Below are 13,410 nucleotides of genomic sequence, written 5' to 3'. Positions count from 1 at the left end.
TTGCTGATGGATGAAGGTGTGCTTACCTTTCATGGTCATGAGAACATGTCGGCAAGGAGTTGAACGATAAATGCGTCCAGCGGCACCGCATACGGACACCCTGAACATCTTTGAAAGATGGGGACTGCACTGGATGCGCAGGCATTCACGTTCGGATCAGCCTGCATTAAGCCACTGGCCCAAAGAGGTTCTCCGCAAAATCCAGAGGATGGAGCGGAGCACGATCATCCAGGCATCCATCCTTGGAGCTGTTTCCGGAGCTCTCTTCGGGCTGACTGAAATGGGTCTCGAAGAATGGTTCGGGGACGATCAGGGATGGCGGTACTGGGTGATCTTCTCCGTCCTGGGGCTGGTGATCAGCGGAGCGGAGATCATCATTCTCTATTGGCGGATTTTTCGAACCGTCGGGCGTGCCGCCACCCAGGCCGGTCTGGACATCGACCGTGACGACGTGGAAAGGATGATGGTCCTGGGCTTGTCTCGAGCCGCGTTGGATATGCCGAATCCCCGTGCCGAATTCCACGGCGTCGATCCCTACTCCAGGCTGCCGCGATGGAAACTGCTCATGTACACGGTTTTCTACCGGCTCAAGGTTGGTGCAACCAGCATGGCCCTGCGGGTGATCATGCGTCGTGTTCTCGCCCGGGCCGCTTTGAGATCGCTGATTCCCTTCGCCGCAATTGGAGTCTTCGCCTTCTGGAATGCCTTGATCACCTATTGGATCCTGCGCCAAGCGCGCATCCGGACCGCCGGTCCCGTGGCCATCCGCGATCTGGAAGCCATCACCAAGGATGATTGCGATTCCCTGGACCAGTCCCGGAAAGAACTCCTGTACAAGGCCGTGGGGGAAAGCGTGATCCGCAGCCAGGACGCGCACCCGAACCATGTTCTGCTGCTGGGGCAGCTCCTGGAGAGATGGAAAATTGACGAAGAAAAGATCAAAGGCGAGTGGCGGGAAGGCGCATTGAACGAAACCGAACTTGGCAAGGCCGGCACAAAGGCCTTGTTGCGCATCCTGGTTGCCGCCACCATCCTGCGCGGCCCCCCGCGCAAGGGCCAACGGAAATTTCTTGTCGAGATGGCGGAGCGCCTTGGCCGCCAAGTGGACAAAAAGGCATTGAAAGCTCTGCAAGGCGACGTTTATGACGGGCAGGGCCTGGAACCCGAGCGGCTCGATGCGGTCGCTCCGCAGGTCTCTTGATCGCCAGCGCCTTCTCGGCACGCACCGTCACTTTGCGGCAGTTTTCTCCAGCAGAGCGTGCAGGGCTGTGTAGCTTTCCTCAAGGGTTTGGCATTCATCAACCTGTTGGCGCAAATAGGTCTGGATCGGACCAATGCGCTGCAACGCCAAGTCAATTTCCTGACTGCTGCCCTTGGCGTATGCCCCGATGTTCACCATGTCCTCGACCTTTTTGAAGGTGGCCAGGGTGCGGACGAATTCCTGGCCGCAGCGGACGATGTCCGGCGGAGAGACGTCGGCGCGCAGCCGGCTGACGCTCTTGAGCACGTCGACAGCCGGATAATGGCCCTGATCGGCCAGTTCCCGCGTCAGGACAATGTGCCCGTCCAGAATGGAGCGGACCGAGTCCGCCACGGGCTCGGAAAAATCGTCACCCTCCACAAGGACAGTGTAAATTCCAGTGATGCTGCCTTTTTCGCTGTTTCCAGCCCGCTCCAGCAGCCGCGGCAGCATGGCGAAAACCGTGGGCGTATATCCCCGGGTGGTGGGCGGTTCGCCGGCAGCCAGCCCCACTTCCCGGGCGGCCATGGCGAAACGGGTCACGGAATCCATCATCAGGATCACGTCCTTGCCCTTGTCCCGGAAATATTCAGCCACGGCCGTGGCGGCAAAGGCGGCGCGCATCCGGACCAGGGGGCCCTGTTCCGAAGTAGCGACGATGAGAATGGATCTAGCCAGACCTTCCGGTCCCAGATCCTTTTCCATGAAGTCCAGCACCTCCCGCCCACGTTCGCCCACCAGGGCGATCACGTTGATGTCCGCCTTTGTATACCGGGCCAGCATGCCCATCAGAGTGCTCTTGCCCACGCCGGAACCGGCCATGATTCCCACCCGCTGCCCCTTGCCTAGGGTCAGCAAGCCGTTGATGGCCCGAATGCCGGTATCCAGGGGCGCCATAATCCGGGGCCGCTTCAGGGGATTCAAGGGATTGGCATGCAGCGGATAATACTGGGATGCCCGCAAAGGAGGGCCGGCGTCCATGGGTCGTCCAAAGGCATCCACCACGCGGCCGAGCATCTGGTCGCCCACGGGAAACAACGGCGGCGTGTTGGAGTTCTGGATCAAACTCCCCGGGCGGATGCCCCGCATCTCGCCGTACGGCATGAACAGCACGGACCCATTCCGAAAACCCACCACTTCCGCCGGGATGTCCTCCTTTCCGTCATCAGACAGGAGGCGGCAAAAAGATCCCAGGGAAGCCTTCATGCCCCGACCTTCGACCAGCAGCCCGACCACCTTGGACACCTTGCCGTAGGTTTGGATCGGGTCCGTCTCCCGGAGCACATTGATGCAATTCCGTGGCGACAGGCCCATCAGGTGCCTTCCTCAAGAGTGAGTTGCGCCACGATGTCCTCCAGACCGGCTCTGCGCGATGCAATGGTGTTGTCTACCATGCCGTGGTCGCATTCCAGAATCAGCCCGCCTTGTTCGATCCGCGGATCCTCCTTGACCTTCCAGTTTTCCAGCTGATCCTCCCCGTTGCGGTTTTGACGCAGCATCTCCTCCATCAGTTCGCGATCCCTGGGATGCACGGAAAAGACCATCTTGCGCTTCGAGTCGATCATGTCCACGGCCTGATCCAGGAGCATGGCCAGACTCTCCCGGCGATGCGCTTCCAACTCCACGGCAATGATCTTTTCCACCATGATGTGCAGCAGCGAAATCAGATCTGCCCGGTGCGCCCGCCACACCTTTTCGCCTTGCTCCTGAATAGCGTTCAAAATGGCGGAGCACTGGCTTGCAGCCTGTTCCCGGACCACCATCAGTTCGGCATCCGCTTGGGCCTGGCCGGCACGATACCCTTCCTCGTGAGCCTGGGCGCGGATCTGCTCCGCCTCGGCCATTGCCTGGGCCAGAATTTCCCTGGCCATGTCCTGGGCTCGACTTCGCACACGCGTCAGATACTCCTCCTCGGTTTCCATGCTCCAGGCATCCTGACGCCTGCTGTTCAAGGTCAGCTCACCCAGACCCACGGAACGAGGACCGATAATGATCCTGCCTTCCGGTTTCCCATCGGCGCCCGGCCTGCTAGAGAAGGACATCTCCCCCTCCCTTGCCCGTGATGATGATCCGGCCTTCCGCTTCCAGTCTGCGGACGACCTTGACCACGTTCATCTGCGCCGCTTCCACTTCCGAAAGCTTGACCGGTCCCATGATTTCCAGATCTTCCTTGATCATGGTCGCGGCACGTTCCGAAAGATTGGAATAGAACTTGTCCCGAAGGTCCTCGCTGGCTCCCTTCAAGGCCAAGGTGAGTTCGTCATTGCTGACTTCCTTGAGCAATTCGCGAATGCTGCGATCGTCCAGCTGCTTGATGTCCTCGAACACGAACATCAGCTGACGGATATCTTCGGCCAACTGAGTGGACTCTTCCTCGATGTCCGAAAGGACCTCTTCTTCCGTGCTGCGATCCACGGCATTGAGGATCTCCGCAACCGCGGGGATGCCCCCGACCTTCTTGCCCTCGCGACCTCCCATGGCAATCAATTGCCGCTCCAGGATTCTGCCCACTTCCACCAGCATGTCTTCGGGAACAGCCTCCAGCTTGGCCAGACGGATCAGGACCTCCGCACGCACGGCCGTGGGCATGCTCTGGAGCAGACCCGCCGCCTGTTCCGAATCCAGATGCCCGAGAATCAAGGCCAGGGTCTGGGGATGTTCATTGCGCAGGATCTGGGCCAGCATCTTCGGACTCACGTTCTCCAGGGACTTGAACGGCGCCGGACCGGCGTCCAGATCCAGTGAATCCAGGACGTATTTGGCCGTATCACTGTCCAGCCCCTGCAACATCCGTCGCACCCGGTCCGGACTGCTGACAAGCATGTTCTCGCCCAGCGACAGGATCTGGTTGAATTCCCGGAGCACGTTCTCAACCATTTCCTTGGGAACCGTGTCCATTTCGACCATGGCCTTGCTTACCCGGGAAATTTCCCGCCGGTCCAGGTGCTTGAACACGTCCACGGCATACTTGTCGCCCATGGCCAGAAGCAGGATGGCTGTCTTTTGGGTGCCGGAAATTTTTTCAGCCACGTCAGGCATTCTCCTCTTTCAACCAGATCTTGAGCACGTTGATGCTTTGCTCCATGTTCTTCTGCAACAATTCTTCGGTCTGCTGCTTCAGCTGCTCCATGCGCCGCTGGGCCAGAACTGTTTCGCTCTCCATCGCCTCGGCCTCTTCCAGGGCCATTTGTTCCATATCGCCGCTGGGCAGACCTTCCACCGCCGAATCGTCCTGCTCGGCGACACGGGGCCGAATCATGGCCAGAACCACCGGTCGGAGCACCAGGAGCAGGAAAAGCAGAACCAGCAGAAAATTGAGTATCGGCTTGCCGAACTGCCGGCCGTAATCCAGGATGATGTCCGCCAGTCCCGGCGCAGGAAGAACTTCCGGGCCGCCGAAGGAAATGCTGGAGACCTCCACGCTGTCCCCCCGCGCTCCGTCATAGCCGATGGCGTTGCGCACCAGCTGCTCGATGCGCTGCAGCTCCTCAGCGCTCCGGGGGATGAAAATATGGCCCGAGCCGTCAGGTGACGCTTCATAGGTGCCGTCGACGATAACCGCAACACTAAGCCGCTGCAATTGCCCCATGGGCATGATGATCTGCTGCTCCTCGCGATCGATCTCGAAATTGATCGTGGAAGACGAGCGCATGCTCTCTTGGATCGTTCCCTGTCCCGCGAAGCCCTCGCCGCGAAACTGCGGTTCCGGCACTCCGCCGTCCAGGTTGGACTGCCCTGAACTTGTTTCATCGCTTTTTTGTTCGCTGCGGACCACGGCGCTGTCCGGATCAAACATTTCCCTGCGAATGGTGCGCTGACTGAAATCCAGATCCGTATTCACCTTGGCTATGACCTGGCCGTGTCCGAACAGCGGAATAAGCATCTGATCGATACGGCGCTCCAACGTCTGTTCCAGCTGCAGCTTGTACTCCAGCTGCGTGCTGGACAGTCCTTCGAAGGTATCCGATGCCCTTGGCTGATAGAGCACCCGGCCGCTGGTGTCCGACACGGTGATGTGTTCCGCCGTCAATCCTTCCACCGCGGAGGTTACCAGATTGACGACGCTCTGAATCTGTCGGGATTCAAGGCGGGCGCCCTGGCGCATGGTCAATATCACCGCGGCTGAGGGCGGACTTTGTTCTTCAATGAACAGGCTGCGATGCGGAATGACCAGATGGATTCTGGCGCTGTCGACTTCCGGAAACTCACTGATGGTTCTGGACAATTCACCTTGCAGCGCCCGCTGGTAATTGATGCGCTGGATGAAATCCGTCTGCCCCAGCTTGACGTCGTCAAAGATTTCAAAACCAAGCCCTGATCCGCGCAATGCCCCTTCTCCGGCGATCCGCAAGCGAAGTTCATGCACCCGATCCATCGGAACAAGGATTGTTTGGCCGTTGTCCGTCAATCGAAAGGGCTCGTTGGCGGCTTGCAACGTACTCACCACCCGGTTGGCATCCTCCGGAGCCAAGCGATCATAAAGCACGGCGTAGTCCGGTCTTCCCATCCAGTACAACAAAAGAAAAAAAACAAGGACCATGGAAAAGGCCAGTCCTCCGACCATGATGCGCTGAGAAACGCTGGAATCATTCCAGATGAGGAGAGCTTTGGCTTTCAGATTTTCCAGAAAGGGAGGCATGGTCTTTTCTCCGGATCAGGGGATTATGGTTTGAAATCGACAATCAAGGCAATCAGCGGTCCGTCAGGAATTACAGGGTACGAAAAACAGCACCCGACGCTCTTCAGGCTGCATATACCTTGTCTCAGAAGGGCATGCGCATCACTTCCTTGTAGGCTTCCATGAGCTTGTTGCGTACCGCGGAGGTCATGCTCATGGATAAACTTGCCTTCTGCATGGCAATCATCAACTCGTGCACATTCTGGTTTTCACCTGCGGCAAAGGATTCGATCATTCCAATGGATTCCTGACGCAGATTGTTCACGTTGCGCAATGAATCCTGAAGCGTGGAGGTGAATGACTTTGTCTCGGTATGGGGCTGAACGGTTTCGGGGCGCGGCATTTTTGCCGCTTGAGCGTACGCCTTCAGGGCGATGGGTGAAATGGCCATTTATTCCTCCAAATGCAGGGATGCTCATCGTTGCTGTGATGGACAGTCGTAACGCAGGTTACCTGCCCAGTTCCAGAGCCTTGTTGAACATGGCCTTGGCTGAGGAAACCGTGGCGGCGTTGGCCTCGTACGTGCGCAAGGCCGTCATCATGTTCGCCATTTCCTCAACCACGTTGATGTCCGGCAGGCTGACGTAGCCCTGCCCATCCGCATCAGGATGGCCCGGATCATAAACCCTTTTCAAGGGCCGTTGGTCCGTGACGATTCCGCTGACTTTCACGCCCTGCACCTCCCGCTCAAGCTCGGAACGCATGGCCTTGGTAAATGGTGAATCCAGGGGGGTGGACTGAAAGACAACGCTTTTTCTGCGGTATGGTCCGCCTTCAGGGGTCCGAGTGGTATTCACGTTGGCCAGATTCATGGATATGACGTTCAAATGCGTCCGTTCGGCACTCAATCCGGAAGCACCGATATCCAGTGCGGTCATGAAATCCATTATTTGCCTCCTTCCATTATCACTGTCTTCAATCCTTCAAAATTCTTCTGCAACGTTGTAATCAGCGTATTGTAGAGCAACGTGTTCTTGGCCATGGTTGTCATCTCCTTGTCCAGATCCACGGCATCTTCCCCCTGCGTTACGCGCGGCTTGAGATCCTTTATGAAATCAGCGGAAAAATTTTTGGCATCGAATTCCGCCGGCATGTGTCCTGCGTTGGTTCGGGTCATCTTTCCCCGGGCATCCAATCCCAAAGCACGCTGCAGATCTTCCTCGAATTCCAGCCTGCGGGCCTTGTAGCCAGGCGTCTTGATGTTCGCCAAATTCCCTGCGACGACATTTTGACGTTCAAGACGCATATCAAGAACCTTCGCCTGAAGATGAATATGTGAACCGAACAGGCTTTTCACGTTGTATTTCCTCCATTTTCTTCCACTGTGCCATGACTGTGACACTTGGGTTGCGTGACGATCCAAACGTGGTTTTCGTCCGGAATTAGCAACTCCCGTTCCAAAAAAACGCTCGCAGCCATTTGGCGTTCCCAGTGCAATCTGCCGCCCCATGCGCCGACTGCCGAACCAACAATTAGCGACCGCTATCGGCGTCTTGTCTCTCCAGGAGGCAATCATTGCAGTCCATAATTGGCATGAAAGATGCTTATGCCAAGAAAAACAGTCAGAATTAAGACAGGAGCAATTGTTGAAGAACCCATTATCTATACAGAGGAGATACCATCATGACCAGCCATCTTGATTATGAAATCAACAAAGAACTTGGAGAATGTTATCTGTTTATGGGCGAGCTGGACAAGGCGGAGCAGTACTATGAAAAAGCCGCCAACTCCAACGGTACGCATCCCGATCCATACCTGGGACTGGCAACGGTTGCTGTCCAACGTGGTCACCTTGAGAATGCACTCAGCCTCTACAGGCGGGCGACTGAAATTCAATCAACTGATAAATCACTTGCGGGCATGGCTTTGGTGGAGATGGAGACCGGCGCCATGAATGATGCATATGAACATTTTTCCCAGGCCCTGGAACTCAACCCCGAAAACCTAGTGGCCCTCTACGGGCTGGTCCAGGTTGCCCACAGCCTGAACTGCCTGGACAAGCTCACCGCACCCCTGGAAAATTTCCTGGAACTCAACCCGGACAAGGCCGAAATACGCTTCACCCTTGCAGGCGTTCTGATCAAGCTCGGCAAAGTCACTCAGGCCAAGGAACAGCTTGAGCGGTGCCTGGAAATCGACCCGACCTACGATCCTGCCAAGGAACTTCTTCTCGAGATGGCTCAATAAACCGATCCTGTATTGCTCCTCTGCGGACCATTGGGACGCCTGATTCTGTTACTGGCGTCCCAATGGTGAAGGTATTAGTGATCAGCTTGATGGAGTTTCTACGTTACCAATGTATGATGCGGCCTGTGAAATTCCTCGACGGATCAAAAATCAGTCCGACAGCCTGACATGACCATATCGTCCAAAGAAACCACAACCTGAATTGATCGATTGAGAATCCAAGTAAGCCATTCAGGCCAATCTGAGGTTAGATTTTTGACTTTATGCCAGAACAATTCCCGCTCAGTGAGCAGGTAGACTTAATTTTTTAAGTTTTTGGCAATTTTAATATTTTTTTAGCATTTTAACGTTTTTTGGACGCAATACTCCTGTCTTATTACTACCAAGCACCAAGCTCTGAATTATGTCCAGAGTAAACGCGCGGGTGTAATGTCCAATAAAAAGCTGCACTCTTTCCAGTGACCAAGTCACATAATTTTTTAAGAATCGTGCCACCCAGAGCCAGTATATCGCGCTCATTTTCCCTGCTCGGTCACAGATTTTTTACAAATCCAAGTTCGCGATCAGTTCAAAAACCAACATTCAAGCTATCCAAGCCAGCCGTAGGACGCATCAATCCCTCGACTGCCGTACGCCGATCCGAAGACTTCGAACACTTTCAGGCTTTTGTCCTACGCCCAGGCGTAGCTGTGATGCAGGCCGTTCAGCCAGGAATACGACACCAGCTTACGGCCAGCAAAGCCTTGTGTCAGAACGCGACTCGAGCATTTCTCTTGGGCACGTGACTTTACCGGAGGGAAGCCAGCCTTGGCCATATTGACACTGCCACCCCAGACCGGACCCATGTGAGTCAGTTTGGATGAAATCCTGGTGTGGCGGAAGTGGTGCTTGTGTATTTCCTTCCTTTTTTTTCTTCCGTATCTTCTTTTTTCTCTTGTGTGTGCAAACACACTCGATTTACTTCCTGTTTTTCTTCCGGTTGATATGACGGTTCGGGTTGCTTGCCCCTGACCATCTGACTTCGCCGCACACATGGTGAGGCATAAAAAAGGCTCGGAGTCTGAACCCTCCGAGCCTTCGTCGTGGTCAACCGCTAATGACGGCAGCCCACACTTTCCACTTCCTTTGATACTCCGGCTGTCGTTTCCTTGCAAGGCCGGAGGTCGTCACCATCGTCCCGCTCATCACTGTACCATGCCGACGTTGTCGGGTGAAATTTTGCGTTTGCCGGTCTTGCTGGCGAGGGCAGGCCTTTTGCTGCGCACGTTGCCGATCCGAGGCCAGGCGCGAATCGCTCAATCGTTATCAGAGGCGATACCGCAAGACGCGCAAGGGTAAGGCGCAGCACTGTCTTGGCGAGAGACGTCGCCGGTTGAAAAAAAAATCAAAAGGCATGGATGATCAAGGTTCACCACCTTTGGGCGGTTGCGTTAATCTCCCTTGCAACCTTGGTCCGGGAACCGAAAACAGCGGACCGAGGGCGGGCTATCTCCCGCATCGTTGCCGATTTTGCGGTGCTGCCGGAGAGATAGTGAAGGGGTTTTGGGTCAGGGGCGGCAGGATGCGTCCTGAAAACCACAGGAGGGGACCATGGTGGAAAAGAGAGTGATCAATGCGCAGCGTCAGCGGAGCATTCAAGGCAGCTTTGCCTTCATCCAGCATCGTTTCCTGCGCGACGGCTTCTGGCAGAAGCTGTCCGTGCAGGAGCTGGTTTTGTATTTTTTTCTGATCCTCGTCGCGAACGACAAAGGCCTGTCGTACTACAGCTACGAGAAAATCCTCGCCATCACGGGGCTGAACCTGGATGAGTACATTCAAGCCAGGGACGGGCTAATCGACAAGGATCTGCTGGCCTTTGACGGACGCCTGTTCCAGATCCTCTCCTTGCCGGTGAAACCGGTGGGTCGAGAGTCTCGTCATGTGTCCATTCAGGAAGAACAGTACGCGAAGAACCTAGCCGGGGCTCGGCGCATCCGGCAGGCGGTTCAGGGCAGATGAAAAGCTTTTCCCTGTCTCTGGACCAGATCGACATGCGCCTGCTTCCCTTGCGCAGGCCGCCTCAGGTCGCGGTTGGGCGCATGACCGACGCCCTTAGGAAGCAAGGGCAACTGACTCCGGCCATTGTCGCGGACAAGGTGCTGGTGGACGGCTTCAAGCGGTATGCCGCGTCCCAGGCTCTGGGACGTGACCGCATCGAGGCCATGACCATTGATGCGGACCTAGTGCGGGCCAAGGCCATGACCTTGCTCTTGAATCTCGGAAGATCCCCAAGCCTTGTCCAGGAGGCCCTGCTGGTCAAGGAACTGGTGGAGGTCGACGGATTGAGCCAGACCGAGGCCGCCTCACTCCTGGACAGACACAAGAGCTGGGTCAGTCGGCGGCTGCTGTTCATCAATTCCCTGGGGCCGGAGATCATCAAGGACATCCAGCTGGAACTGCTGCCCCCAGGGTCCGGTGTGCATCTGGCGCGGTTGCACACCTGCAACCAGCCGGACTTCTCCGCGGCCATTCAGGGCCATCGGCTCAACGTCGGCGAGGTCCGGACTCTGGTTGATCTGTGGTCCAAGGCCAAAGACCAGGAACTCAAAAAATACCTGCTCCACGATCCCAGGCAGGCCCTTGCTGTGCATCAAGAACAGCAGAGCGTGCAAAAAGTCTTGAACCGTCTCTGGAAGATGTTCGCATCCTTGGAAAAAAACCTTGCTCACCAGGAACACTGCCGGTCTGCCCTGGAACTGGTCAAAAAATCCCTACAAACCCTCAACACGATACTGGAGGAAACATGAGCCGCATCAGTGAAGAACAAAGAACCATGGTGCGCCGAGTCTTTCAGGAAACGGGCTCGTTACGCGCCACGGCAAAACAGACCGGGGTCAGCCGCAATGCCGTGCGGCGCGAGCTCAAAAGAAGCAGCTCGCCGGCACACGCCGTCAAAAAGGCCTCGTTCAGGAACGGCAAGCTGACTCCGTTCAAAAGCAAGATCGAGTATCTGGCCCGGGAGAAAGATCTTTCCGGGGTGCGCATCCTGGAGGAGATTCAGGAACTCGGCTACAAAGGCGGATACTCCATCCTCAAGGAGTATCTGCGCAAGGTCCGGCCCAAGCCCCGCAAAAGAGCCACAGCGCCCATCGACCATCCGCCGGGACACGAGGGCCAGATGGACTGGAGCGAGCATAAGGTCGCCATGGGCGGTCGCGTTCTGAGCGTACAGACGGGCTCCATCGTTTTGTGCTTCAGCCGGTGGATCTTCACCCGCATCTTTCTGGACCAGACCCTGGAGAGCGTCATCGCCCTGCACGAGCAGGCTTTCCAGGAACTGGGGGCCGTGCCTGAAATCATGACCTACGACAACATGACCACGGTGGGAAGGCATGTCGGGCCGGGAAAGGTTGAGATCAATCTGAGCTTCGAACGCTTTGCCCAGGAGTACGGGTTCAAGATCGTCATCCTGCCACCGGGCAAAAAAGAGCGCCACGGCATGGTGGAACGCCCCTTCCACTACATCGAGAACAACTTCCTCAAAGGCAGGGAGTTCAGGGATTTGGAAGACCTCAACCAGCGCATGGATCACTGGAGGACGAGCAAAGCCAACGTCCGCATCCACGGTACGCTCAGGGAAAAACCCATGGCCCGCCTGGAACGGGAACGGTCGTTTCTCAAGCCCCTGTCCCGCAACCTGTCCGACCAAGTCTACAAGGAAGTCCAGCGCCTGGTCCACGCCGATTTCTGCATCGCAGTGGACCGCAACCGCTACAGCACGGACCCAAGCCTCATCGGCGAGCATGTCCAGGTCCGCCTCTACAAGGAGCATCTGGAAATCTGGCTGCACAACCAAATGCAATGCCGGCATGTCTATGCAACGGGCCAGGATCAAAGACAGATCCTGCCCGAGCATCAACAGCGCTACAAGAGCATGTCCGGGCAAAAGCATCTCCTGGAGCAGGCTTTCCTGCGCCTGGGAGAAACGGCCAGGATGTACTACCAGGGGCTGCTCAACGAAAAAAAAGGAGCTGCCGGCTATCACATGCAGCGCATCCTCAAGCTCGCCGACCGCCACGGCCAAGAGGTCGTACTCGGCGCCCTCAACTACGCTGCCAAGTACGGCGCCTACGACGCGCAAACCGTGTTACGCGTCATTAGTGGCCAAAAGTTGCGGTCTGGGCAAGCCGCGGCCATGCCCGACAACGTCCGCCAATGGCTCAAGGCCCAGGCCGTACAACAGCATGACCTGGGGCGTTACGACAAACTGATTCAAGGCCAGGAGGTACAGGATGGACCAAATCCTGCTTGAGAAAGTCCAAAAGGATCTGAAAACCCTCCTGCTCAAGGATATGGCTGAGTCCCTGGTGGCCAGCCTGCACCACGCCGTGCAGGAAAGGCAAGGCCATTTGGAGTTCATCAGCCACCTGCTGGACGCTCAGATCACCGGAAGGCGGCAACGTGCCGTGCAGCGCCGCATCGACAAGGCCTGCTTTCCCAGGCACATGACCTTTGAAAACTTCGACTGGAACTTCCAGCCTGGGCTCAATGTCGAGCACCTCAAAAACTTGCGCCAGCTCGCCTTTGTGCGCGACAAAAGCCCCTTGCTGATCCTCGGCGCTTCCGGGTGCGGCAAAACCCATATCGCTGCGGCTCTCGGCATCAAGGCTTGTGAACTCGGCATCAAGGTCAGGTTCGCCAGGTTGCAGGAAATCCTGGCCCAGCTTTATGCCAGTCTGGCCGACGACTCCACCGACGAACTCCTGGTCGGATTGTCCAAACTGGACCTTCTAATCCTCGACGACGTCAGTTATATCCGCACCAAGCACGAATATCCCAGCCTGTTCCTGGACTTGGTCAACGCATGCCAGGACAAGGCCTGCCTGGTCGTGACCTCCTACCTCAGCATCGAAGACTGGGGCACGGCCCTGGGAAACCCCTCCGTGATCAACGCCGTGGTCGATAGACTCTTCCACCGCGCCGAAATCCTGCACATCCACCCAGCCGTAAGCTATCGCACTCACGGCCCACACGCCCCTAAAATCCCGACTAGAATCGAGTAAGCAATACTCTCATCCGTCTTCGAAAAAGGGTCAGGCTTTCCATCGAAAGCCTGACCCTTTTTTTACGTTATCCACCCGCATTCAACCTTATCCCTGCAATGCACAGGTCGAACAAGACGTGGCCAGATTGCGATCTCGCTGTACCTGGCTACAGACAACACCGGGCCTGGATGTTGACCTTCATAGTGCATCAAAAATCACTGCGAAAGCGCAATTCAGGTGAAATATCATCAATGCAAGAAAATTGTTGCAAATTCCTGTGA

Annotated in this window: 13 protein-coding genes; 6 read left to right on the top strand and 7 right to left on the bottom strand. The window is 56.4% G+C overall.

The window, feature by feature from the left end:
• Positions 1–70: 70 nt before the first annotated feature.
• On the top strand, positions 71–1,201 hold the full coding sequence (locus tag ACYQ15_RS16610) for an LBF_2804 family protein (RefSeq protein ID WP_459938618.1): 1,131 nt from the start codon (positions 71–73) through the stop codon (positions 1,199–1,201).
• A 27-nt stretch (positions 1,202–1,228) separates the two neighbouring features.
• Here the strand turns inward: ACYQ15_RS16610 and ACYQ15_RS16605 are convergent, their stop codons facing one another.
• The 7 genes from ACYQ15_RS16605 to flgB form a co-directional block, all read right to left on the bottom strand.
• Positions 1,229–2,554: a FliI/YscN family ATPase gene (locus tag ACYQ15_RS16605; RefSeq protein WP_459938617.1), complete on the bottom strand. Its 1,326-nt coding sequence runs from the start codon at positions 2,552–2,554 to the stop codon at positions 1,229–1,231.
• The gene (locus ACYQ15_RS16600; RefSeq protein ID WP_459938616.1) at positions 2,554–3,282 is read right to left on the bottom strand and encodes a FliH/SctL family protein; all 729 of its coding nucleotides are present in this window, start codon (positions 3,280–3,282) and stop codon (positions 2,554–2,556) included. The genes ACYQ15_RS16605 and ACYQ15_RS16600 overlap by 1 nt, the downstream gene beginning before the upstream one ends.
• On the bottom strand, positions 3,269–4,279 hold the full coding sequence (gene fliG, locus ACYQ15_RS16595; protein ID WP_459938615.1) for a flagellar motor switch protein FliG: 1,011 nt from the start codon (positions 4,277–4,279) through the stop codon (positions 3,269–3,271). Before fliG ends, ACYQ15_RS16600 begins: the two co-directional genes overlap by 14 nt.
• Positions 4,272–5,879: a flagellar basal-body MS-ring/collar protein FliF gene (gene fliF / locus ACYQ15_RS16590; protein WP_459938614.1), complete on the bottom strand. Its 1,608-nt coding sequence runs from the start codon at positions 5,877–5,879 to the stop codon at positions 4,272–4,274. Before fliF ends, fliG begins: the two co-directional genes overlap by 8 nt.
• A 124-nt stretch (positions 5,880–6,003) precedes the next feature.
• Positions 6,004–6,309, bottom strand: a complete 306-nt coding sequence (gene fliE / locus ACYQ15_RS16585) for a flagellar hook-basal body complex protein FliE (RefSeq protein WP_459938613.1) — start codon at positions 6,307–6,309, stop codon at positions 6,004–6,006.
• A gap of 58 nt (positions 6,310–6,367) precedes the next feature.
• On the bottom strand, positions 6,368–6,805 hold the full coding sequence (flgC, locus tag ACYQ15_RS16580; protein ID WP_459938612.1) for a flagellar basal body rod protein FlgC: 438 nt from the start codon (positions 6,803–6,805) through the stop codon (positions 6,368–6,370).
• On the bottom strand, positions 6,805–7,215 hold the full coding sequence (gene flgB / locus ACYQ15_RS16575; protein ID WP_459939606.1) for a flagellar basal body rod protein FlgB: 411 nt from the start codon (positions 7,213–7,215) through the stop codon (positions 6,805–6,807). The genes flgC and flgB overlap by 1 nt, the downstream gene beginning before the upstream one ends.
• A 326-nt stretch (positions 7,216–7,541) precedes the next feature.
• On the opposite strand from flgB, the gene ACYQ15_RS16570 reads away from it, so the two are divergent.
• From ACYQ15_RS16570 to istB, 5 genes are all read left to right on the top strand, one after another.
• Positions 7,542–8,105 carry a tetratricopeptide repeat protein gene (locus ACYQ15_RS16570; RefSeq protein WP_459938611.1) on the top strand — a complete coding sequence of 188 codons (564 nt, stop codon included), beginning with the start codon at positions 7,542–7,544 and terminating at the stop codon, positions 8,103–8,105.
• A gap of 1,590 nt (positions 8,106–9,695) precedes the next feature.
• Positions 9,696–10,103: a hypothetical protein gene (locus tag ACYQ15_RS16565; RefSeq protein ID WP_459937797.1), complete on the top strand. Its 408-nt coding sequence runs from the start codon at positions 9,696–9,698 to the stop codon at positions 10,101–10,103.
• Positions 10,100–10,891, top strand: coding sequence for a ParB/RepB/Spo0J family partition protein (locus ACYQ15_RS16560; protein ID WP_459938610.1), 792 nt, complete (start codon positions 10,100–10,102; stop codon positions 10,889–10,891). The genes ACYQ15_RS16565 and ACYQ15_RS16560 overlap by 4 nt, the downstream gene beginning before the upstream one ends.
• Positions 10,888–12,396, top strand: coding sequence for an IS21 family transposase (istA, locus tag ACYQ15_RS16555; protein ID WP_459937799.1), 1,509 nt, complete (start codon positions 10,888–10,890; stop codon positions 12,394–12,396). The genes ACYQ15_RS16560 and istA overlap by 4 nt, the downstream gene beginning before the upstream one ends.
• Positions 12,377–13,147, top strand: a complete 771-nt coding sequence (istB, locus tag ACYQ15_RS16550; RefSeq protein ID WP_459937800.1) for an IS21-like element helper ATPase IstB — start codon at positions 12,377–12,379, stop codon at positions 13,145–13,147. The genes istA and istB overlap by 20 nt, the downstream gene beginning before the upstream one ends.
• Positions 13,148–13,410 lie beyond the last annotated feature (263 nt).

This window comes from Desulfonatronum parangueonense, from assembly GCF_054656975.1.
Note: the sequence above shows the minus strand (reverse complement) of the source record. Positions and strands in the feature narration are given on the sequence as shown.

Coding starts and splice junctions, on each gene's coding strand:
- istB (WP_459937800.1), top strand. CDS start 12,377: ATGGACCAAATCCTGCTTGAGAAAGTCCAAAAGGATCTGAAAACCCTC.
- fliG (WP_459938615.1), bottom strand. CDS start 4,279: ATGCCTGACGTGGCTGAAAAAATTTCCGGCACCCAAAAGACAGCCATC.
- fliE (WP_459938613.1), bottom strand. CDS start 6,309: ATGGCCATTTCACCCATCGCCCTGAAGGCGTACGCTCAAGCGGCAAAA.
- ACYQ15_RS16600 (WP_459938616.1), bottom strand. CDS start 3,282: ATGTCCTTCTCTAGCAGGCCGGGCGCCGATGGGAAACCGGAAGGCAGG.
- ACYQ15_RS16565 (WP_459937797.1), top strand. CDS start 9,696: ATGGTGGAAAAGAGAGTGATCAATGCGCAGCGTCAGCGGAGCATTCAA.
- istA (WP_459937799.1), top strand. CDS start 10,888: ATGAGCCGCATCAGTGAAGAACAAAGAACCATGGTGCGCCGAGTCTTT.
- ACYQ15_RS16610 (WP_459938618.1), top strand. CDS start 71: ATGCGTCCAGCGGCACCGCATACGGACACCCTGAACATCTTTGAAAGA.
- flgC (WP_459938612.1), bottom strand. CDS start 6,805: ATGGATTTCATGACCGCACTGGATATCGGTGCTTCCGGATTGAGTGCC.
- ACYQ15_RS16560 (WP_459938610.1), top strand. CDS start 10,100: ATGAAAAGCTTTTCCCTGTCTCTGGACCAGATCGACATGCGCCTGCTT.
- ACYQ15_RS16605 (WP_459938617.1), bottom strand. CDS start 2,554: ATGGGCCTGTCGCCACGGAATTGCATCAATGTGCTCCGGGAGACGGAC.
- fliF (WP_459938614.1), bottom strand. CDS start 5,879: ATGCCTCCCTTTCTGGAAAATCTGAAAGCCAAAGCTCTCCTCATCTGG.
- ACYQ15_RS16570 (WP_459938611.1), top strand. CDS start 7,542: ATGACCAGCCATCTTGATTATGAAATCAACAAAGAACTTGGAGAATGT.